Source organism: Lentzea sp. NPDC004789, assembly GCF_053601075.1.
This window is the reverse complement of sequence record NZ_JBSGBE010000007.1, coordinates 70,396-90,846: the sequence shown is the minus strand read 5'-3', so window position 1 is coordinate 90,846 and position 20,451 is coordinate 70,396. Positions and strand designations below refer to the sequence as shown.

Here is a 20,451-nt window from a genome sequence, read left to right as displayed (position 1 = left end):
ACAGCGGCCCCGTACAGCTGCGATCACACTCGGGCGACCGCCACGCGAACCTTCAGGCCGTCACCGACGGTGCCCTCGGAAACACCGGAGCCGAACACCACCGACGACGTGAGCGTCTCCGCCTGCACGAACTCCAGGTGCGGCGCCACGGCCGAGCGCACGGCGTCCGGGAGTTCCAGCGTCAGCGTGATCCGGTCGGACACGTCCAGCTGAGCGTCCTTGCGGGCCTGCTGCACGACGCGCACCAGGTCGCGCGCGACGCCCTCGGCCTCCAGCTCGGGCGTCACCGCCGTGTCGAGCACGACGACACCCGCACCGCCCGGCAGCGCCGCGGTGGCAGCCGGATCCGTTGCCACCAGCCGCTGTTCGTACTCGCCCTCGAACAGCTCGACGCCGGCGGCGACCACCCGTCCGTCCACTTCGGACCAGTCACCGGCCTTGACGGCCTTGATGACCTTCTGCACGTTCGGCCCGAGGCGCGGACCGGCGGCACGCGCGTTCACGACGAGCTGGAACTGCCCGTAGGCGTCGACGTCCGTGGACAGCGACACCTCCTTGACGTTGACCTCGTCGCGCACGATCTCCGCGAAGTCCTCCAGCGACGCCACCACCGGCGAGGCGACCGTCAGACGCGCCAACGGGAGCCGCACGCGCAGCTTGTTGGCCTTGCGCAACGACAACGCCGTCGAGCAGACGTCGCGCACCTCGTCCATCGCCGCCACGAGCGCGTCGTCGGCGGGCAGGTCCGCCACCGACGGGAAGTCCGTCAGGTGCACCGAACGCCCACCGGTCAGCCCGCGCCACACGACCTCGGCCGTGTACGGCAGCAACGGCGCCGCCACGCGCGTGACGACCTCCAGCACGGTGTGCAGGGTGTCGATCGCGTCCTGCTCGCCGTCCCAGAACCGCTGCCGCGACCGCCGCACGTACCAGTTCGTCAGCACCTCCAGGTACTCGCGCACCAGCTGGCACGCGCCGGAGATGTCGTAGACGTCCATCGCCGCCTGGACGTCGCGCACCAGGTCGTGCGTCTTCGCCAGCGCGTACCGGTCGAGCACGTTCTTCGAGTCGACGCGCCACGTGCCCTCCTTCCCGGAAGCGTTGGCGTACAACGCGAGGAAGTACCACGAGTTCCACAACGGCAGCACCGCCTGGCGCACCGCGTCGCGGATACCGCGTTCGGTCACCACCAGGTCGCCACCGCGCAGGATCGGCGACGCCATGAGGAACCAGCGCATGGCGTCCGAGCCGTCGCGGTCGAAGACCTCGTTGACGTCCGGGTAGTTCTTCAGCGACTTGGACATCTTCTGGCCGTCGTCACCGAGCACGATGCCGTGCGCCACGCAGTCGCGGAACGCCGGCCGGTCGAACAGCGCCGTCGCGAGCACGTGCAGCGTGTAGAACCAGCCGCGCGTCTGCCCGTTGTACTCGACGATGAAGTCGCCGGGGTAGTGGTTCTCGAACCACTCCGCGTTCTCGAACGGGTAGTGCACCTGCGCGAACGACATCGAGCCCGACTCGAACCAGCAGTCCAGCACGTCCGGGATGCGCCGCATGGTCGAGCGGCCACTCGGGTCGTCCGGGTTCGGCCTGGTCAGCTCGTCGATGAACGGCCGGTGCAGGTTGTCCGGACGCACGCCGAAGTCGCGCTCCAGCTCGTCCAGCGACCCGTACACGTCCGTGCGCGGGAACTCGGGGTTGTCCGAGACCCACACGGGCAGCGGCGAGCCCCAGTACCGGTTGCGCGAGATGTTCCAGTCGCGCGCGTTCTCCAGCCACTTGCCGAACTGGCCGTCCTTGATGTGCCCGGGCACCCAGTTGATCTGCTGGTTGAGCTCGACCATCCGGTCCTTGAACTGCGTGACCGCGACGAACCACGCCGACAGCGCGCGCTGGATCAGCGGGTTCGCACACCGCCAGCAGTGCGGGTACGGGTGGTCGTAGGTCTCGTGGCGCAGCAGCAGGCCCGCTTCCTTGAGGTCGCGGATGATCAGCTTGTTCGCCTCGAAGACGTGCACGCCCTGGTACGGCGCCACCTCGGCGGTGAACTTGCCGTCCGGACCGACCGGCACGACGACGTCGATGCCCGCCGCGTCCGTCACGACCTTGTCGTCCTCACCGAACGCCGGTGCGATGTGGACGATGCCGGTGCCGTCGTCGGTGGTCACGTAGTCGGCCGTGAGCACCTGGTGGGCGTTCTCGCGGCCCACGAAGAAGTCGAACGGCGGCAGGTACTTCTTGCCGACCAGGTCCGAGCCCTTGTAGCGGGCGACGACCTCGGGCTCCTCACCCAGCTCGCGCGCGTACGCGGCGACGCGGGCCTCGGCGAGCAGGTACTTCTCGCCGTCGGAGCCCACGACCGTCACGTAGTCGACGTCCGGGTGCACGGCGGCGGCCAGGTTGCTCGGCAGCGTCCACGGCGTGGTCGTCCAGACCAGGGCCCGCTCACCGGACTCCAGGCGCAGCGCCACCGTGACGGCCGGGTCCTGCCGGTCGCGGTACGCGTCGTCCATCTTGGTCTCGGTGTTGGACAGCGGCGTCTGGCAACGCCAGCAGTACCAGAGCACCCGGAAGCCCTCGTAGATCAAGCCCTTGTCCCACAAGGCCTTGAACGCCCACATGACGCTTTCCATGTAGTCGAGGTCGAGCGTCTTGTAGTCGTTGTCGAAGTCGACCCAGCGGGCCTGCCGCGTCACGTACTCGCGCCACTGGTCCGTGTACTGCAGCACCGACGTGCGGCACGCCTCGTTGAACTTCTCGATGCCGAGCTCGTCGATCTCGTGCTTCTGCGTGATGCCGAGCTGCTTCTCCGCCTCGTACTCGGCGGGCATGCCGTGCGTGTCCCAGCCGAACCGGCGCTCGACGTGCTTGCCGCGCATGGTCTGGTAGCGCGGTACGACGTCCTTGACGTAGCCGGTCAGCAGGTGCCCGTAGTGCGGCAGACCGTTGGCGAACGGCGGGCCGTCGTAGAAGACGAACTCGTTCGCGCCGTTCTCGCCGGCCGGGTTGCGCTCGATGCTCGCCTGGAAGGTCTCGTCGTCCTTCCAGTACCCGAGCACGTCCTGCTCGAGGTTGGGAAAGGACGGCTGCGCCGGGACCTCGTTCGCTCCGGCCCTGGGGTAGGCCATCGTCACTGCTCCTCGCGGTCATGTGGGACACGCGAGGACGACACGCCGGACGTTGCCCCGGCAGGCCGCGGTACCACCCCGCTTGCTCACCACTCGTGGCGAGCCGCTCGTTCATCGGCTGTGACGGGCCGGTCCCGTCCGGTTCTACTGAGGTTCGGCGAACCCGTTCTTCCGGAGGCTCCCCGGTGATGGCCGGATCGGTGCCTGTAGCTACAGGGTACGGGTCGGTGCAAACCGTATGCTCGCCGGATGACGTTGACCATCGCGTTGTCGATCGTGCTGGCCCTGCTGTTCGCGGCGACGGGCGCGGGCAAGCTGTTCGGGGCGAAGGCGTCGCTGCAGGCACGTGACCACTTCCGGATGAGCGGCGCGCTCTGGCGGACCATCGGCGCCCTGGAGTGGGCCGGCGCCGCGGGCCTGATCGCCGGCCTCGTCACCTGGCCGTGGGTGGCGCAGGCGGCCACCGTCGGACTCGGGCTGCTGATGGTCGGCGCCACCATCACCCGGCTGCGGTTCGACTCGAAGCCGACGGGCGTGGTGGTGGACCTGGTGCTGCTGGCGTTGCTGATCACGTTGCTGTTCCTGGACCGGTGAGCCACGAGTTCCTCCTCCTCGGCAGGCCGGAGGTCCGGCGCGGCACCGCGCTCGTCGACGTGGGACACGCCCGGCAGCTGAGCGTGCTGGCGGTGCTGCTGGTGGACGTCAACCAGGTGGTCGGCGTCGACAAGCTGCTCGTACGCGTCTGGGGCGAGGCACCGCCGCGCCAGGCCAAGGCGGCGCTCTACAGCTACGTGTCGCGGCTGCGGACCGCGCTGGACGGGCTGCCGATCGTGCGCCGCTCCGGCGGGTACGTGCTGGAGGCCGATCCCGCCTCCGTCGACCTGCACCGCTTCCGCTCCCTGGTGGCTCAGGGCCGGCACGGCGAGGCCATGGCGCTCGTGCGCGGCGAACCGTTCGAGGGGCTGCACGGACCGTGGTTCGACGGTCTGCGCGAGACGGTGTCCGGCGAGATCACCGCCGCCGAACTGGACCACACCGACGCCCGGCTCGCCGCGGGCGAACACCGGTCCCTGGTGGCCGAACTGACCGCGCGCACCACGTCACGCCCTCTCGACGAACGGCTCGCCGGACAGCTGATGCGCGCGTTGATCGGCGCGGACCGACGGCCCGATGCGCTCGCCTACTACTCGCGGCTGAAAAACCGTCTCGCGGACGAACTGGGCCTCGACCCCGGCCCCGCACTGCGGGACCTGCACGCGTCGCTCGTCCAACGTCCACAGTGGAGCCCACGCCAGCTTCCCACCGCACCAACGGGTTTCACGGGCCGGGAGGCGGAGCTCGCGGCCCTGGACGACGGCCCGATCGTCACGATCACCGGACCGGCCGGCGCCGGCAAGACCTGGCTCGCGCTGCACTGGGCGCACGCGCACGCCGCCGACTACCCGGACGGCCAGCTGTTCGTCGACCTCAACGGCAGCGACCCCGCCGACGTCGTCCGCGCGTTCATCACCGCGTTGGGCACCGCACCCGACGGCATCCCACCGGAGCCGCACGCGCAGACAGCGCTCTACCGCACGTTGCTCGCAGACCGGAGCATGCTGATCGTCCTCGACAACGCCGCCGACACGGCCCAGGTCGTGCCGCTGCTGCCTGGAACCCCACGGTGCCGTGTGATCGTGACGAGCCGTGAACGCCTACCCGGCCTGGTCACAGCGCACGGCGCGCGCCCGGTCGTGCTCTGAGTAGATCCACTCATGGCGCGCTGAACGCCACCTCCTCCAGACTGGCCGCAGAGACCATCAACCTGGGGGGACAGATGCGAATCTTGGCTTTGACCTGCGCTCTTTCGTTACTGGGCGCCGGAGTGGCCTCCGCCGGCGAGCCGTCGAGCTTCGTGTTCGACGCCGAGGCCCACGCGTTCCCGATCACCGCCACGAGCGGCAAGTGGACCACTCCGGAGACGGAGTTCATCGTGAGCCAACGGGTGTGGGACGACAACACCCTGCACGTGGACGTCGACAACCCGCAGGCCCGGACTTACTACGTGGTCGACCTCTCGCGCCATGACGGAAACCCGATCACACCGGGGACCTACACCGGCCAGAGGGCCAAGGTCATCTCCTGGAACCTCGGCTGCATCGACGACAAGGCCGACTTCACCGTCGACCGCCTCGACCTCGACGACCGCGGGATCGTGACCGCGCTCGACGCCTCCGTGGAGCACCACTGCGGCGACAAGCCGGACAACGCGCTCCGGGTGCAGATCCACTACGTGCGGAGTGCGGCCTGATGCGCGCCGCCCTGCTCGCAGCCGCTCTCCTCGTCGCCACCGCGGCGCCGGCCTCCGCCGCCGACACCGACTACCTGATCTGGGACTCCGACCCCAACGCGATCACCAACGGCCGCTCGGGCAACTGGGCGCCGCCGGAGGTCTTCTCGGTGTGGGAGCACCCCGGCAACATGATCCGGGTCAAGGCGAACTCCCCGGACTGGAACGAGTACCTGCAGATCGACCTGACCCGGCACGACGGCCTGCGCATCACCGAGGGCGCCTACGTCGACCAGAAGGTGCTCGTCGTGAACCGCGGCCTCGGGCGGACCGACAACGGCGGCGAGTTCACCGTCGAGCACATCGCGTGGGGACCGGACGGGCAGATCTCGGAGTTCGACGGTGCCGTCGAGCACCACGCGAGCGACCAGCCGGACACGACGTTCCGCGCCAAGCTGCACTACCGGCGCTGAGTCAGCCGATAGCGCCCAGCTGCTGCAGCATGCCGAGGTCGTCGCGCACCGCCCAGTGCTCGACGATCTTGGCGTCGCGCAGCCGGAACATGTGGGCGAGCTCGACCGACACCTCTCCGCCCGACGGGGTGGGCACGCCGCGGAAGCCCGGCGCCTGCCAGGTGCCGTCACGGCGGCCGTAGACCACCACGAGGTCGCCGTCGGCGATGAAGTGCCTTTCGACCCAGCGCTGATCCGGCTGTGCACCGAGGGAGAAGCCGAGGACGGCCTTGATGTTCTCGACGCCGTGCCGGCGTTCGGGCGCCGCGGCGTGGTTGACCACGTCGGGGGCGCACAGCTCGTCGGCGAGGTCGAACTGGCCCTGGCCCACGACCTCGTCGAGGAACCGGCGGACGACTTCCTTGTTCTCAGCCGCGCTCATCGGTGACCTCCTGACGGGGCGTGCGATGCCGGGACACCAACGTCGCATCCGGCCGGCACACGGCGCACGGCGTGAACTGCAACTGGCGTGCCTCCTGCACCGGGAGGCCCAGCGTGGGCCTCCCGGCGAGCCAGGAACACGAGCTCAGGTGGTACCGGGGCCGCTCGTCCAGCACCCGCACCTCGTCCACCAGATCGGCCACGACGAGCAGGTCCGCCGCGTCGGTGTCCTCTTCCGGTGGTTCTTCGTCAGCGGGCGGTGTGTCGGCTCCAGACGAGATCTCTGGCGCAACCACTACCCGTTGATCATCAGCTACAGCTAGTTGATCTACACTCTGCGCGACGGCCGCGGGGACCCCCGGACGTCGTCGCCACCAGTCCCAGAGCAGGACCAGGGCGGCGAGCACGCTCGCGCCCACGGACGACCACGCCCAGATCGTGTTGGACGTGGTCAGCGCAGGCACGAGCAACCCGAGGGCGGCCAGCACCAGAAGCAGAACTACGAAGAGCACCTAATGAACAGTAGTTCAGCCCGCTTCGGCGCGTGCGCCGAAGGAGTAACCCTGGGAACGGCCCTCGGACGGCGCGGCCGGGCCGCGGTCCTGCAGGTCGCGCAGGGACGACTCGAGCATCGTCTTGAGTCGCGTGCGGTACTCGCGCTCGAACGTCTGCAGCTTGTCGATCTGCTTCTCGAGCGTGTTCTTCTCCTGGGTGATGTTGCCCATCACCTCGGCGTGCTTGCGCTGCGCGTCGCGGTCGAGCGCGGTGGCCTTCTCACGGGCCTGCCGCTCAAGCGTCTCAGCGCGCGTGCGCGCGTCGTTCAGCATGGTCTCGGCACGCGTGCGCGCCTCGTTGACCATCGTGTCGGCCTTGGCACGGGCCTCGGACAGCAACTGCTCCGACTTCGTGCGGGCCTCGGACAGCATGCCGTCGGCTTCGGCCTTGGCCTCGCCGGTCAGCCGGTCCGCCATCTCCTGGGCCAGACCCAGGACCTTCGCGGCCTGCACGTGGTGGTCGCCGCCCCCGCCAGGGGACGTCTGCTCCAGCACCGACGGCGGCGGGACCGGCGCCAGGCGGCGCGGCTCCTCGACCACCGGGACGCGGGTCGTCATGGGGCTGGAAGAAGCCTTTGCGCGCGCGTCGTCGAGGTCGGCGCGTGCGGTCTCGAGCTGCTGGTCGAGCTGCTCGACCTGCTGACGGAGGTCGTTGTTCTCCTCGATCAAGCGGGCCAGTTCGCCCTCAACCAGGTCGAGGAACGCGTCCACCTCGTCCTCGTTGTAGCCCCGCTTGCCAATCGGCGGCTTGCTGAACGCGACGTTGTGCACGTCAGCGGGGGTCAACGGCATCGGATCACCTCTCGCACTCCTGGGCTGCGGTCATCCCCGGTTCCCCGTCACCTGGGATCTGCGAATCGCATCAGAATGATAACGACCAGCCACAGCACAATAATCGATAGGTCCAGCCCGACGCCCCCGATCCGCACAGTCGGGATCAACCGACGGACGAAACGGACCGGTGGGTCGGTCACGGAGTAAACGGTCTCCAGCGTCACGGCCACGCCGCCCGCAGGGCGCCACTCCCTCGCGAACGTCCTCACCATCTCGACCACGACACGCGCGGTCAGGAACAGGGAGAACGCGAACAGGAGGTAGAAGATGACGAGACGGATCGGGTCCACGGGGTCAACTCTAACCGTGGTTGCCGAACCCGCCCTCGGCCAGCTTCCGCCGGTCCTCCGCCGTCACGTCAACGTTGGGCGGTGAGAGAAGGAACACCCTGCTGGTGATCTTGTCCATGGACCCGCGCAGAGCGAACGCGAGACCCGCCGAGAAGTCGACGAGACGCTTGGCGTCCGCGTCGTCCATGTCGGTCAGGTTCAGGATCACCGGAGTGCCGTCGCGGTAGTGCTCCCCGATCGTGCGCGCCTCGCTGTAGTTACGGGGGTGAAGCGTGGTGATGCGCGCCAACGGGTTGCCTGCCGGCTCGGCGACCGGGCGCAGCCTGCTCACGGGCTCGCGCTGCGGCTCGACCGCGAGTGCGCCGTGCACGGGTGCATCGGCGCTCCAGCGCCGCGTGCTCGAGGGGCTGCCCCCGCGCCGCGACTCCGGCTCGTAGTCGTCCGACTCGTCGATGTCGGCCCGGTACCCGGAGCCCTGAAGCTCCGACCGGCCCGGCGTGAACACGCGGCTGCGCCGCGGATAGGGGTCGTAGTCGTCGGCCTCGGCCGCGTACTCGGACCGGTAGTCGCCGTAGCGACCGCGGTCGTCGTCGTAGCCGGGGTCGTCTGCGTACTCGGCGGGGACCATCCCGAAGTAGGCCTTCAGCTTGTGCAAAGCGCTCATTCCAGCCCCTCCTCGGCGGTGCCCCACTCTTAGGGACGGTGCGGACGGTCCCGAGGTTCCCGACAACCTACGGCAACGTTAGCCGTCGACTCCCGAGCAACGCCGTTCCGACACGCACACAGGTCGATCCGTGCGAGATGGCATCTTCCAGGTCTCCGCTCATCCCCGCTGACACCCGGGTGGCAGTGGGATGATCATCACGTAGGCCTGATACCACTGACGCCAACGCCTCAAACGCCTGCGATGGCTTCATCGTCAAGGGAGCGACAGTCATCGCACCGCGAAGAATAAGATCACCCGAACGAGTGATCGCGCCAGCCAGTTCCGGCACATCGGGAATCGCGCAACCGCCGCGCGAGGTGTCGCCGTCGATGCTGACCTGCAACAACACGTCGAGCTTGACGCCTTTCGCGTGCGCGGCCCTCGCGAGCGCCTCGGCCAATCTCACGCTGTCGACCGAGTCGACCTGATCCGCCCACTCGACGACGGACTTCGCCTTGTTCCGCTGCAATCTGCCGACCATGTGCCATCTCGCACCTTCGAGATGTCTCAATTGGCCGACCTTCGCGCTCGCTTCCTGATCGCGGTTTTCCGCGAAGTTCCGCAAACCGAGTTCGTGAAGGATCTCCACATCGCTCGCGGGCCAGGTTTTCGTCACCGCGAGCAACATCACTTCGGCACGATCACGCCCGGCGGCCTCGCAGGCCCTCGCGATGCGCTCCTCGACCTCGGCGAGGTTCGCGGCGAGCTCCTCCCGCCTGTTCACGGCTCGATCCAGACAACCGACGCGAGCCGCCCGGTCGGGGCCTGCCGGCGGTGACTGAAGAGGTCCTTCTCCTCGAACGTGCACCGCGGATCGACGCCGATCCTGCCCACCCCGGCACTCGCCAGCTGGTTCCACAGCCCGGCCCGCAGATCGAGCGCGGGCGTACCCTTGCGCGACTTCGAGGCGCTGCCCGGCAGGTGCTTCTCGACGTCCTTCTGCATCTCGGCAGGCACCTCGTAGCACTCACCGCACACCGCCGGCCCGAGCAGGACCTCGATCCGTTCGAGCTCGGCACCCTGCGCCAGCATCGCCTTGAGCGCCTCGACGACCACCCCGACACGAGCCCCGACACGCCCGGCGTGAACCGCGCCGACGACCCCGGCCTCCTCGTCGCCGAGCAGCACCGGCACGCAGTCCGCGGTCAGCACCACGAGCCCGAGACCAGGCTGTTTCGTCACGACGGCGTCGGTGGCCTCCAACGGTTCGTCCCGCGGCCCGTCGACCACACCGACCGTCCGGCCGTGCACCTGTTCCATCCACACCAAACGATCCGGCGTGAGCCCGATGCCCTCGGCGAGCCGGGCGCGGTTGGCCTCCACCGCCTTCTCGTCGTCCCCGACGTGGTCGCCGAGGTTGAACGAGTCGTACGGGGCCTTGGACACGCCACCAGCGCGAGTGGTGACGACACGACGAATACGCACAACCACACCCTAGTTCGCCACACCCACACCGAAGCCGAAGGCGAGGCCCAGCGATGGCGCAGCCGAGCCGTCTTTCCACACGAACCCGGTCCTCGATCGGATTGGCGGGGTCCGGGGCGGAGCCCCGAAAGCCCTAAAACGCAACCCGTCCTGAGCGAGGTGACCACCCGCCCGGTCGCGTCCAGCAACGCAACCGCCTGGCGCCAGCGCGCCCACCCACGGACCCGGAACGCGCAAGGCGACCACCCGCCCCAAGGCAAGCTCCCGCAGGCGTCCCCTCAAACCGAAGACCCCCTGAGCCCAAACGCTACTCAGGGGGTCCGACAAGATCGCCAAGCGAACGATCAGCGCCGCATGAACGGCGGCACGTCCACCTCGTCGTCCGGATCATCGGTCACCGGCACCGGACGCGACGGCAACGACCCGTTCTGCGACAGCGACCGCGGCACCGAGGGCACGTACCCGTTGCCCTGCACCGGCGAAGGCTGCGGCGGCACCGTCGTGGGCGGCGGCGTCACCGGCACCGCGGGCTGGGGCGCGGGCTGAGGTGCCGGCTGGGACACCGGCGGAGGCGCCTGCACCACGGGCGGCGGGGTGTGGGTCTGCGCGACCGGCTGTGGCGCCGGTGCGTGCGTCGGCGCGGCCGTCGCCGTGGCGATCGGCCCGGAGGCCGTCCTGGGCGGCGAGGACAGCGCCGTCGGCTCCAGCTTCTTGTGCGTGGGGCCGCCGCCATCGAACCCGGCCGCGATCACCGTGACGCGGACCTCGTCGCCGAGCGAGTCGTCGATGACCGTACCGAAGATGATGTTCGCGTCCGGGTGCGCGGCCTCCTGGACCAGCGACGCGGACTCGTTGATCTCGAACAGGCCCAGGTCGGAGCCACCCGCGATCGAGAGCAGCACGCCGTGCGCGCCCTCCATCGAGGCCTCCAGCAGCGGCGAGTTGATCGCCTTCTGCGCGGCCTGGACGGCGCGACCCTCACCGCGCGCGGAACCGATGCCCATCAACGCCGAGCCGGCACCGGACATGACCGACTTGACGTCGGCGAAGTCCAGGTTGATCAGACCGGGGGTGGTGATCAGGTCGGTGATGCCCTGAACACCGGAGAGCAGGACCTCGTCGGCCGAGCGGAACGCGTCCATCAGGCTGACACCGATGTCACCCAGCTGGAGCAGTCGGTCGTTGGGGATGACGATCAGCGTGTCGCACTCGTTGCGCAGCGCCTGGATGCCGTCTTCCGCCTGCTTGGCGCGGCGCTTGCCCTCGAACGAGAACGGCCGGGTGACGACACCGATGGTCAGCGCGCCGAGCTTGCGGGCGATCGAGGCCACCACCGGCGCGCCGCCGGTGCCCGTGCCGCCGCCCTCACCGGCGGTCACGAAGACCATGTCGGCCCCCTTGAGGACCTCCTCGATCTCCTCGCGGTGGTCTTCGGCGGCCTTGTGCCCGACCTCCGGGTTCGCGCCGGCACCGAGGCCGCGCGTCAACTCGCGGCCGATGTCGAGCTTGACGTCGGCATCAGACATCAGCAAGGCCTGTGCGTCGGTGTTCACCGCGATGAACTCGACGCCCTTGAGCCCGACCTCGATCATGCGGTTGACGGCGTTGACGCCGCCACCACCGATGCCGACGACCTTGATCACCGCGAGGTAGTTGTGCGGGGGCGTCATCGGATCCGCCTTCCTGATCGTGGTCCGTGCTGTGGTGCTGGGTGGTGATGCACCCGGATTGAAACTCTCAACCTCTCATCGAGACTCAGAGTTATGTCAACCCCATATGTTCCTGCTGGACGGTAAGCACCGGCGGTGCGTCGGTCCAGCAGGCGCGCCGTAGGGTCCCAACACTGTGCGCTACTACTCCCCGGTCGTGCCGTCAAGTAGGGCGCACGGCACTGTGCACGCCGCACCACAAGCCTAGTCGGACCCCGAATCAGAGATCGTCTCGCCCACTGCTTCGGAGAAGAAGACGCGACCTAGTCGCCGGTGGTGCCGTCCAGCAGCTCCCTGACCACGTCCAGCTGACCTGCGTGCCGGCCGGTCTCCTCGATGACGTGGGCGAGCACCCACCGGGCCGAGACCTCCCGATCGCCGCGGAACGGCACCACCTGGTCGAGGTCGCCGAGGATCTCCCGGCTGATCTCGCACTGCCGCCGGTAGTCCGCGAGCAGCCCGGCCAGCGTCTCGCCCGGCTCGACGCGCCAGTCCGCGTCGGGATCTTCCATCGTGTACGGCGCGCGCGACTCCCGGCCGGCGAGCACCACCTCGAACCAGTGGTGCTCCATCCACCGCACGTGCTTCACCACACCCGCGGCCGTCGTCAGCTTCGACGGCAGCACCGCGCGCGTCGCGTCGTCGTCCGGCAGACCCTCGACCTTCAGCTCGATGGTGGCGCGCAGGTAGTCCAGCAGGGCCGTGTACGTCGCGCGTTCATCGGCGACGAGCGGTGGTGCGGTACGTGTCATGCGGCGCAGCCTGCAGGAGCGTCTTCGTCACCGCATCGCATTTATCCGCTGGGCCGCGAGCCGCCCGGAGATGAGCACCGGCGGCACCCCGACGCCCGGCGTGGTGCCCGCGCCCGCCAGTGCCACGTTCCCGGCGCCGGCCACCACGTTGCGCGGCCGGAACGGCCCGGTCTGGGCGAAGGTGTGCGCGAGGCCGAACGGCGTGCCCGCGGCGTTGCCCCAGTCCACCGGCGTGACGAGCAGCTCGTCCTCGACGGCGCTGCCGAACCCGTCGAGTCCGCGTCTTTCGAGTTCGGCGACGAGCTCGTCGCGGTACCGCGGACCGATGCGCGGCCAGTCGATCGGCGCCGTGCCGAGGTTCGGGCACGGCGCCAGCACGTAGTGCAGACCGTCCTGCGCGTGCGTGACGAGCAACGACGGGTCCGACATCAACCGTCCCTTGTGGACGATCTCGGCGAACGCCTCACGCCACGCCGCCCCGAACAGGATGTTGTGGTGGCCGAGGTCCCACGTGCGGTCCGTCGCGGCGTGCAGCACCACGGCCGACGGCGACCAACGGTGCTTGAGCAGCCGCCGCGGACGCTTCCCGAGCAACCGGTACGCGTCCGGTAGCTCGCACGCCAGCACGACCGCGTCCGCCGCGATCCGCTCCTCCGCGGTGTGAACGGCCGTGACGCGCGCGCCTCTCCACTCCAGCCGGGTGACCGTTGCGCCGTAACGAAACTCCGCACCGTGCTTGGTCGCCGCCGCGGCAAGCGCTTGCGGCACCGCATGCATCCCACCGCGCGGGTAGTACACGCCCGCGATGGTGTCCATGTACGCGATGACCCCGTACGCCGCGAGGGCTTGTTGCGGCGGAACTCCGGCGTACAAAGCCTGGAACGAGAACAGCCGAATCAGCCGCTCGTCGGTGATGAACCGCCGCAACTGCGGCTCCAGCCGGCCGAACCCGCCCAGCGCGGCCAGTTTCACCAACTCCGGCCGCACGAGGTCCAGCGGAGAGTCGAAGTTGGCGCCGATGAAGTGCTCGCGCTGCACCGCGTACAACTCGCCCAGCCACCGCCGCAGCGCCCGGTACCCGGCGGCTTCCCTTGCCCCGCAGACGTTGTGGACCTCGTCCTCCATCGCGGCGGCATCGGTGTGCACGGCGATCCGCGACCCGTCCGCGAACCGCGCGTGGTAGGCGGGATCGACCCGGTCGAGCGTCAGCCAGTCCGGCAACCGCTCCCCCACCGCGGCGAACGCCTCGTCCAGGTACTGCGGCATGGTCAGCACCGTCGGCCCGCTGTCCGCCGTGAACCCACCCACCCGGACGGTCCCGGCACGACCCCCTGGCACGTCGGCCTTTTCGAGCACCGTGACCCGGTGACCGGTGCCCCGCAGGTGCAACGCGGCCGACAACCCGGCAAGTCCAGCGCCCACCACCACGACGTGTCCTGCCATGCGTACTTCCTTCGGGTGACAACGGCCAATACGGCTAATGCCGCGCGGAGCAGTCCGATGAGCACGGTAGTCGTTCACAACCAGGAGGCTCGTCTTGGCACCCGCACCCGCGTCCGTGCGTTCGCTCGTCATCGAAGCGATCGTGTTGGAACTCGTCACAAGCAGGTTGGGCAGCCTGCTCGTGCGGGTCGCGACAGCGCTGCGGGCGAACGGCTGAGGCGGGCGGCAACCGTGTGCTCACAACCGACTCCGCGGTCCCCGTACCGGCGTCCGCGCCGGTTCCCCACCCCGTCCCGGCCACCGACACCGCGGCCATGATCCCTCGCTCGCCGGCACCAGGGTCGCCGGCGTTCGGCTAGGAAACCGTGGCCAGGTCAGGAGATGACACGTCGTACGCCGTGCCCGGCCGGGAAAGCAGCACCAGCAGCACCGCGGCCTTGCGCGGCGTGTCGTCGGAACCGCCCCACTTCACCACGCGATTGCCGGACAACGTCACCTTCACGTCGGCACCGGACGTGGCCGACAACGCCACCACGTCGGGCCGCAGCTTTTCCGGTAGCTCGTTCAACACCCCGACCACGGCGCGAGTGGCCGGGTCCGCGGGCGACGGCGCGGCCAGGACGAGTTCCGGCACGCCCGGTGCCGCCGCGGGGAGGACGGCGTAGTCCTTGCCGGTCGAGTCGACGAGGTGGAAGCCGTCGGGCAGCTTCACCGAGCCGACGGGTACGCGTTCGCTGATCAGCAACCGGACCGTGCCCGGCAGCTGGCGTTCCACCTCGACGGTGGCGACGCGGGGCACGGCGGCCACGCGCTCGCGGATGCCGGCGAGGTCCAGTCGCACCAACGGGGAGCCGGGCTCGATGGCGGCGGCGCGGCGGACTTCGTCGTCGGTCAGCACCACGGCGCCGTGCACGTCTACTTGGTGGACGCCCAGCAACGGCGTGAAGAACACGCTGTACGACAAGCCGACGATGGACAGCAACGTCAGCAACGCGACCAGGCGGCGGCGCAGGATGACCTTGCGCCGCGCCCGGTACTCAGCGCTCTTCGGCCTCCGGTTCGAGGCTTGGCGAACTCGCGTGGACCTGCCACGAACCGGGGCGCTCACGCCTGCTCTTCGTCTGCCAGTGCGCTGACGATCTCGGGGCCGAGCATCGTCACGTCGCCCGCCCCCATGGTGACCACCAGGTCGCCCTCGCGGACCAGTGACGCCACAAGTGCGGGCACGCGGTCGAACGAGGGCTCGTAGTGCACGGAAGCCGTTACCTGGTCGGCGATCAGCGCGCCGGAGACACCGGGTTCCGGTTCCTCGCGGGCGCCGTACACGTCCAGCACGACGACCTCGTCCGCCAGCGACAGAGCAGCGGCGAACTCACTGGCGAACATGCGGGTGCGCGAATACAGATGTGGTTGGAACACCACGACAACACGTCCCGCCGCGGCGACCGGACGCGCCGCACGCAGCTGTGCGTCGACCTCGGTCGGGTGGTGCGCGTAGTCGTCGTAGACCGACACGCCACCGGCACGGCCCTTGAACTCGAACCGCCGCCGCACCCCACCGAACGCCGCCAGGCCTTCCAGCAGTCCGGCCTGGTCGGCACCGAGCTCCAGGCCGGCCAGCAGAGCGGCGACGGCGTTCAACGCCATGTGCTCGCCCGGCACCGCGACCTGGACCTCGACCGCCACGCCGTCGATCTCGACCGACGCCAGGCCACCGCTCTCCGACGGCTTGTAGTCGATGATCCGCGCGTCCGCGGCGGTCCGGCCGTACTCGCGCACGCGGATGCCGCGGGCACGAGCCTCCGAGATCAGCCGCGCGGCCCCTGGATCGTCCACACAGGACACCAGCACGCCGCCCGGCACGATCCGGTCGAGGAACGAGTCGAACACGGCCGTGTACGCCTCAACGGTGCCGTGGTGGTCGAGGTGGTCCGCCTCGACGTTCGTCACGACGGCGACCGACGGCGAGAAGAACAGGAACGAGCCGTCGGACTCGTCCGCCTCCGCCACGAACACCCCGCCGGTGCCCTGGTGCGCGTTGGCACCGGACTCGTTGAGGTCACCACCGATGGCGAACGACGGGTCCAACCGGCAGTGCTGCAACGCGACGGTCAACATCGACGTGGTCGACGTCTTGCCGTGCGTGCCGGCAACACACACCACCCGGTGGTCTTCCATCAACCCGGCCAGCGCCTCTGCCCGGCGCAGCACCGTGACGCCGCGTTCGAGCGCGGCCGAGTACTCCGGGTTCGACGGTTTGATCGCGGTCGACACCACGACCTCGGTGGGTCCGCCGACCAGCTGGTCCAGGTTCGCGGCGTCGTGCCCGACGGCGATCCGCGCGCCCTGGGCGCGCAACGCCAGCACGGTCCGCGAGTCCTTGGCGTCCGAACCGGACACCTGCGCGCCGCGCGCGAGCAGGATCCTGGCGATGCCGCTCATGCCGGCACCGCCGATGCCCACGAGGTGAACGCGTTCGAGGCTCACTTCTTGATCACCTCCAGCACGGTGCGGGCCAGGACCTCGTCGGCCTCACGACGGCCGGTGCCCAGCGTCGCGGCGGACATCTGCGCCAACCGGTTGCGGTCCGCCACCAGCGGCACCACCAGCGACGCGACCTTCTCGGGCGTCAGCTCGTCGTCCGGCACCAGCAGGCCACCACCCGCGGCCACGACCGGGCCGGCGTTGAGGGCCTGCTCGCCGTTGCCGATCGGCAGCGGCACGAACACCGCGGGCAGACCGACCGCCGACACCTCGGCGACGGTCATCGCACCCGAACGGCACAGCACGGCGTCCGCGGCGGCGTACGCGAGGTCCATGCGCTCCAGGTACGGCACCGGCACGTACGCGGGCGCGCCCGGAACCTGTTGCACGGCAACGGAGTTCTTCGGGCCGTACGCGTGCAGCACGCCGACGCCGGCACGGGCGAACTCGGCGGCCACCGGTGCCACCGCCTCGTTGATCGACCGCGCGCCCTGCGAGCCGCCGAACACCAGCAGCGTCGGCGCGTGCGGGTCCAGGCCGAAGAACCGGCGGGCCTCGTCGCGCAACGCCGCGCGGTCGAGCGTCGTGATGGACTGGCGCAGCGGGATGCCGATGATCTGCGCGTCGGTCAGCCCGGAGTCCGGCACGGCCGCCGCGACGTGCTCGGCGAACTTGGCGCCGACCTTGTTCGCGAGACCGGCCTTGGCGTTGGCCTCGTGCACGACGATCGGCACGCGGCCGCGCGCGGCCAGGTAGGCGGGCAGCGCCACGTAGCCGCCGAACCCGACGACGACGTCCGCGCCGACGCGTTCGAGGACCTCACGCGTCTGCTTCACCGCGCCGCGCACGTTCAACGGCAGCTTCAGCAGGTCCAGCGTGGGCTTGCGCGGCATCGGCACCGGCGGGATCAGCTCCAGCGGGTACCCGCGGGACGGCACGATCTTGGTCTCCAGGCCGCGCGCGGTGCCGAGCGCGACGACACGTGCGTCCGGTCGCAGCCGCATGACCGCGTCGGCCAGCGCCAGTGCCGGCTCGATGTGTCCCGCGGTGCCACCACCTGCGACGACGACGCACGGACCACTGGGGGCGGGGTGCCCGGTCAAGACTTGCCTCCGGTGTTGAGCTCAGGGATCAGTTGTATCGCCCGCGACCGCGGGTCGACCGGCCTTGTTCGGAACGGCTCTGGTTCACCCGCCGTGTTTCGCGGCGACGGTACTCCGACGGTGGAGCGGACCTTCCTGCCATACGACGTTCGTCGACGACCGGGAGTTGCGCGGTGCGTCTGCCCGGTGCGCGCGGAGGCGTGGACGGGCGGACCGGCTTGCGCTTGGGCGGCGGCCGGTACGCCTCGGGCGCGGGCAGCTTGAGCAGGCCGCCGACCCGGCCGGGACCGAGCGACCGCAGCGCCGCCACCGCGTCGGGCTCGTGCCGCGCGCAGTTCGCGAGGATGCCGAACACGATCATGGTCATCACGACGGACGTGCCGCCGGAGGAGATCATCGGCAGCGTGATGCCGGTGACCGGCAGCAGCCGCACGACGTAGCCGATGTTGATCGCGGCCTGCGCGACCAGCCACACCGTCAGCGTCGCGGACACGATCCGGATCCACGGGTCGGTGTTGCGCGCCGCCACCCGCAGGCCGATCCACGCGAGGCCGCCGAACAGCGCCAGCACCAGCCCGCACCCGACGAACCCGAGCTCCTCGCCGATGACCGCGAAGATGAAGTCCGACTCGACGTTGGGCAGGTACCGCCACTGCGAGCTGCCCTGCGCGAGCCCCTTGCCGAAGAACCCGCCCTCGGCCAGCGCGAACATCGCCTGCCGCGCCTGCAGACCCGCTCCCTGCGGATCGGCGTTGGGGTCGAGGAACGACGTCACGCGCTGCAGCCGGTACGCGGCACCGATCGCGAGCACGACCGCACCGGCCAGCGCACCGCCGGCGATCACGCCGAACAACCGCATCGGCGCGCCCACGAACCACAGCAGGCTGATCAGCACCACGCCGAGCGTGATCGTGCCGCCGAGGTCGGGCTGCAGCATGACCAGCGCGAACACCAGCATCGCGACCGGCACGACGGGCACCAGCAGGTGCCGGTACTGCGAGAGCAACGCCCGCTTGGTGACCAGGACGTGCGCGCCCCACAACGCCAGCGCGAGCTTCACGGCCTCGATCGGCTGGAACGAGATCGGCCCCACGGTGAACCACGACCGGGCGCCACCGCGGACATCGCCCAGCGGCGTCAGCACCAGCGCCAGCAGCAGCACGCCGATGCCCATCGCGGCCGTCGAGAGGTGCCGCAGCCGTCTGAGCGGGAACCGCAGCACCAGCCAGAACAGCACGGCACCCACGCACACGAAGATCAGCTGCTTCTGGAACACGCTGTACGCCGACACACCCGACGCGACCTGGCCCGGCGCCGACGCCGACAGCACCATCACCAGACCGAGCACGGTGAGCATGCCGAAGATCGCGAGCAGCAGGTGGAAGTCGGCGAGCGGACGGCTCAGCCACGCGGTCAGCCCGCCGCGCAACGACGCGATGCGACCCGCCGGCCGCACCTTGCGCTTGGGCCTCGTCTTCTCCGCGACGACAGTCATCGGCCGATGAGCTCCTGCACCGCGGCCGTGAAAGCCTGCCCGCGATGGGCGTAGTCGGTGAACATGTCCATGGAGGCTGCCGCCGGCGCGAGCAGCACGGTGTCCCCCGGCCTCGCGAGTTCCTGAGCAGCCCGTACCGCGACGGTCATGGGCTCATCGTCCCCTGTGTCAAGCACACGAACGGGGACATCCGGCGCGTGTCGCGCCAGAGCGTCCGCGATGACCTGGCGGTCCTGGCCGATCAGCACCGCGCCGCGCAGCCGGTGCGCCTCGGTGCGCACCATCTCGTCGACCGACGCGCCCTTGAGCAGGCCACCGGCGATCCAGACGACGCTGTCGAACGCCCGCAGCGACGCCACCGCGGCGTGCGGGTTCGTCGCCTTCGAGTCGTTGACGTACTGGATGCCGGACGAGTCGACGGCGACGAGCACCGCGCGGTGCGCAGCGGGTTCGAACGCCTCCAGACCCTCGCGCACGGCCTCGGACGGCACCCCGTAGGCCCGTGCCAGCGCCGTGGCGGCGAGAGCGTCCGCGATGCCGGGAGGGCCGGCCGGGCGGATCTTCGCCACCTCGACCAGCGGCTCGTCGTCGGCGAACGCGCGGTCGACCAGCCAGCCGTCGCGCACGCCGAGCTGGCCTGCAAGCGGCTCGTCCAGGGTGAATCCGATCCGGTCACGGGCGGGCGAGGCCTCCAGCAGGTCGACGACGAGGTCGTCGTCGAGCCAGCCGATCGCCACGTCACCGGTGAGGATCCGGGCCTTGGCCTGCGCGTAGGCGTCCATGCCGCCGTGCCAGTCGAGGTGGTCCTCGGCGAGGTTGAGCAGCGCGCCCGCCTGCGGCCGCACCGACGGCGCCCAGTGCAGCTGGAAGCTCGACAGCTCCACCGCGAGCACCCGGCGCCCGGCCAGCAGCGCGTCCACCACGGGCAGGCCGACGTTGCCGCACGCCACGGCGTCCGCACCGGCCGCGTGCAGGATCGACTCCAGCATGCCGACCGTGGTGGTCTTGCCGTTCGTGCCGGTCACGGCGAGCCACACCGGCGGGTCGGCCAGCTCGGCGGCCATCCGCCAGGCCAGCTCGACCTCGCCGATCACCTCGATGCCCGCCGACGCGGCGGCCGCGAGCAGCGGGCTCGACGGCTGCCAGCCGGGGCTCGTGACGACCAGCGAGGTGCCCGCGGGCGGTTCGGCCAGCCCGGGCACCAGCTCGACGCCGTCCAGCAGCGTCTCCAGCGCCATCAGCCGTTCCGGCGACGAGTCCGTCACCACGACCTCGGCGCCCGCCGCGAGCAACGCCTCGGCGGCGGACCGGCCGGTCACGCCAGCACCGGCGACCAGTACCCGTGAACCGGCCAGCTTCGTCATCC

At 70.1% G+C, this 20,451-nt stretch carries 21 protein-coding genes; 5 read left to right on the top strand and 16 right to left on the bottom strand.

All coding sequences use genetic code 11. From position 1 onward, the window contains the following. Window positions 1-23: 23 nt before the first annotated feature. The gene (ileS, locus tag ACWEIJ_RS17970) at window positions 24-3,128 is read right to left on the bottom strand and encodes an isoleucine--tRNA ligase (protein ID WP_449838289.1); all 3,105 of its coding nucleotides are present in this window, start codon (window positions 3,126-3,128) and stop codon (window positions 24-26) included. 249 nt (window positions 3,129-3,377) lie between these two features. Here ileS and ACWEIJ_RS17965 point away from each other — a divergent pair, with 249 nt between their 5' ends. From ACWEIJ_RS17965 to ACWEIJ_RS17950, 4 genes are all read left to right on the top strand, one after another. After that, entirely contained in the window at window positions 3,378-3,722 is a 345-nt protein-coding gene (locus tag ACWEIJ_RS17965; RefSeq protein ID WP_449838288.1) for a DoxX family protein, read from the top strand. Next, window positions 3,719-4,870, top strand: coding sequence for a BTAD domain-containing putative transcriptional regulator (locus ACWEIJ_RS17960; protein WP_449838287.1), 1,152 nt, complete (start codon window positions 3,719-3,721; stop codon window positions 4,868-4,870). The genes ACWEIJ_RS17965 and ACWEIJ_RS17960 overlap by 4 nt, the downstream gene beginning before the upstream one ends. A gap of 74 nt (window positions 4,871-4,944) precedes the next feature. Then, window positions 4,945-5,418 (top strand): hypothetical protein, encoded by a 474-nt coding sequence (locus tag ACWEIJ_RS17955; protein WP_449838286.1) that lies wholly within the window; start codon window positions 4,945-4,947, stop codon window positions 5,416-5,418. Beyond that, window positions 5,418-5,870: a hypothetical protein gene (locus ACWEIJ_RS17950; protein ID WP_449838285.1), complete on the top strand. Its 453-nt coding sequence runs from the start codon at window positions 5,418-5,420 to the stop codon at window positions 5,868-5,870. The genes ACWEIJ_RS17955 and ACWEIJ_RS17950 overlap by 1 nt, the downstream gene beginning before the upstream one ends. A 1-nt stretch (window position 5,871) precedes the next feature. Here the strand turns inward: ACWEIJ_RS17950 and ACWEIJ_RS17945 are convergent, their stop codons facing one another. From ACWEIJ_RS17945 to crtI, 10 genes are all read right to left on the bottom strand, one after another. Continuing rightward, window positions 5,872-6,291: an ester cyclase gene (locus ACWEIJ_RS17945; RefSeq protein ID WP_449838284.1), complete on the bottom strand. Its 420-nt coding sequence runs from the start codon at window positions 6,289-6,291 to the stop codon at window positions 5,872-5,874. Next, on the bottom strand, window positions 6,278-6,802 hold the full coding sequence (locus ACWEIJ_RS17940) for a hypothetical protein (RefSeq protein ID WP_449838283.1): 525 nt from the start codon (window positions 6,800-6,802) through the stop codon (window positions 6,278-6,280). The genes ACWEIJ_RS17945 and ACWEIJ_RS17940 overlap by 14 nt, the downstream gene beginning before the upstream one ends. A 15-nt stretch (window positions 6,803-6,817) precedes the next feature. Continuing rightward, a complete protein-coding gene (gene wag31, locus ACWEIJ_RS17935; RefSeq protein ID WP_355435478.1) occupies window positions 6,818-7,636 on the bottom strand; it encodes a DivIVA-like cell division protein Wag31 in 819 nt (272 codons plus the stop codon). A 47-nt stretch (window positions 7,637-7,683) separates the two neighbouring features. Then, a complete protein-coding gene (locus tag ACWEIJ_RS17930; protein WP_449838615.1) occupies window positions 7,684-7,959 on the bottom strand; it encodes a YggT family protein in 276 nt (91 codons plus the stop codon). A gap of 19 nt (window positions 7,960-7,978) precedes the next feature. Continuing rightward, the gene (locus ACWEIJ_RS17925; protein WP_109633614.1) at window positions 7,979-8,632 is read right to left on the bottom strand and encodes a cell division protein SepF; all 654 of its coding nucleotides are present in this window, start codon (window positions 8,630-8,632) and stop codon (window positions 7,979-7,981) included. Window positions 8,633-8,699: 67 nt separating this feature from the next. After that, complete coding sequence (locus ACWEIJ_RS17920; protein ID WP_449838282.1) at window positions 8,700-9,398, bottom strand: YggS family pyridoxal phosphate-dependent enzyme; 699 nt, start codon at window positions 9,396-9,398, stop codon at window positions 8,700-8,702. Then, entirely contained in the window at window positions 9,395-10,099 is a 705-nt protein-coding gene (pgeF, locus tag ACWEIJ_RS17915; RefSeq protein WP_449838281.1) for a peptidoglycan editing factor PgeF, read from the bottom strand. Before pgeF ends, ACWEIJ_RS17920 begins: the two co-directional genes overlap by 4 nt. Before the next feature lie 344 nt (window positions 10,100-10,443). After that, window positions 10,444-11,769: a cell division protein FtsZ gene (gene ftsZ / locus ACWEIJ_RS17910; protein WP_449838280.1), complete on the bottom strand. Its 1,326-nt coding sequence runs from the start codon at window positions 11,767-11,769 to the stop codon at window positions 10,444-10,446. Window positions 11,770-12,071: 302 nt separating this feature from the next. Next, entirely contained in the window at window positions 12,072-12,560 is a 489-nt protein-coding gene (locus ACWEIJ_RS17905) for a DinB family protein (protein WP_449838279.1), read from the bottom strand. A gap of 27 nt (window positions 12,561-12,587) precedes the next feature. After that, complete coding sequence (gene crtI, locus ACWEIJ_RS17900) at window positions 12,588-14,003, bottom strand: phytoene desaturase family protein (RefSeq protein ID WP_449838278.1); 1,416 nt, start codon at window positions 14,001-14,003, stop codon at window positions 12,588-12,590. Between the two features lie 94 nt (window positions 14,004-14,097). On the opposite strand from crtI, the gene ACWEIJ_RS17895 reads away from it, so the two are divergent. Continuing rightward, complete coding sequence (locus ACWEIJ_RS17895; protein WP_449838277.1) at window positions 14,098-14,220, top strand: hypothetical protein; 123 nt, start codon at window positions 14,098-14,100, stop codon at window positions 14,218-14,220. A 138-nt stretch (window positions 14,221-14,358) separates the two neighbouring features. Here the strand turns inward: ACWEIJ_RS17895 and ACWEIJ_RS17890 are convergent, their stop codons facing one another. The 5 genes from ACWEIJ_RS17890 to murD are packed head-to-tail and all read right to left on the bottom strand — an operon-like array spanning window position 14,359 to window position 20,449. Continuing rightward, complete coding sequence (locus ACWEIJ_RS17890) at window positions 14,359-15,111, bottom strand: cell division protein FtsQ/DivIB (protein WP_449838276.1); 753 nt, start codon at window positions 15,109-15,111, stop codon at window positions 14,359-14,361. Continuing rightward, the gene (gene murC / locus ACWEIJ_RS17885) at window positions 15,108-16,490 is read right to left on the bottom strand and encodes a UDP-N-acetylmuramate--L-alanine ligase (protein WP_449838275.1); all 1,383 of its coding nucleotides are present in this window, start codon (window positions 16,488-16,490) and stop codon (window positions 15,108-15,110) included. The genes ACWEIJ_RS17890 and murC overlap by 4 nt, the downstream gene beginning before the upstream one ends. Then, a complete protein-coding gene (murG, locus tag ACWEIJ_RS17880) occupies window positions 16,487-17,590 on the bottom strand; it encodes an undecaprenyldiphospho-muramoylpentapeptide beta-N-acetylglucosaminyltransferase (protein WP_449838274.1) in 1,104 nt (367 codons plus the stop codon). The genes murC and murG overlap by 4 nt, the downstream gene beginning before the upstream one ends. A 28-nt stretch (window positions 17,591-17,618) precedes the next feature. Next, complete coding sequence (gene ftsW, locus ACWEIJ_RS17875) at window positions 17,619-19,085, bottom strand: putative lipid II flippase FtsW (protein ID WP_449838273.1); 1,467 nt, start codon at window positions 19,083-19,085, stop codon at window positions 17,619-17,621. Further along, on the bottom strand, window positions 19,082-20,449 hold the full coding sequence (gene murD / locus ACWEIJ_RS17870; RefSeq protein ID WP_449838272.1) for a UDP-N-acetylmuramoyl-L-alanine--D-glutamate ligase: 1,368 nt from the start codon (window positions 20,447-20,449) through the stop codon (window positions 19,082-19,084). The genes ftsW and murD overlap by 4 nt, the downstream gene beginning before the upstream one ends. Window positions 20,450-20,451: the final 2 nt, after the last annotated feature.

Excerpts from the sequence above, each read along its gene's own strand:
- ileS (WP_449838289.1), bottom strand. The coding sequence starts at position 3,128 with ATGGCCTACCCCAGGGCCGGAGCGAACGAGGTCCCGGCGCAGCCGTCC.
- ACWEIJ_RS17965 (WP_449838288.1), top strand. The coding sequence starts at position 3,378 with ATGACGTTGACCATCGCGTTGTCGATCGTGCTGGCCCTGCTGTTCGCG.
- ACWEIJ_RS17955 (WP_449838286.1), top strand. The coding sequence starts at position 4,945 with ATGCGAATCTTGGCTTTGACCTGCGCTCTTTCGTTACTGGGCGCCGGA.
- ACWEIJ_RS17950 (WP_449838285.1), top strand. The coding sequence starts at position 5,418 with ATGCGCGCCGCCCTGCTCGCAGCCGCTCTCCTCGTCGCCACCGCGGCG.
- ACWEIJ_RS17945 (WP_449838284.1), bottom strand. The coding sequence starts at position 6,291 with ATGAGCGCGGCTGAGAACAAGGAAGTCGTCCGCCGGTTCCTCGACGAG.
- wag31 (WP_355435478.1), bottom strand. The coding sequence starts at position 7,636 with ATGCCGTTGACCCCCGCTGACGTGCACAACGTCGCGTTCAGCAAGCCG.
- ACWEIJ_RS17925 (WP_109633614.1), bottom strand. The coding sequence starts at position 8,632 with ATGAGCGCTTTGCACAAGCTGAAGGCCTACTTCGGGATGGTCCCCGCC.
- ftsZ (WP_449838280.1), bottom strand. The coding sequence starts at position 11,769 with ATGACGCCCCCGCACAACTACCTCGCGGTGATCAAGGTCGTCGGCATC.
- ACWEIJ_RS17905 (WP_449838279.1), bottom strand. The coding sequence starts at position 12,560 with ATGACACGTACCGCACCACCGCTCGTCGCCGATGAACGCGCGACGTAC.
- crtI (WP_449838278.1), bottom strand. The coding sequence starts at position 14,003 with ATGGCAGGACACGTCGTGGTGGTGGGCGCTGGACTTGCCGGGTTGTCG.
- ftsW (WP_449838273.1), bottom strand. The coding sequence starts at position 19,085 with ATGACTGTCGTCGCGGAGAAGACGAGGCCCAAGCGCAAGGTGCGGCCG.
- murD (WP_449838272.1), bottom strand. The coding sequence starts at position 20,449 with ATGACGAAGCTGGCCGGTTCACGGGTACTGGTCGCCGGTGCTGGCGTG.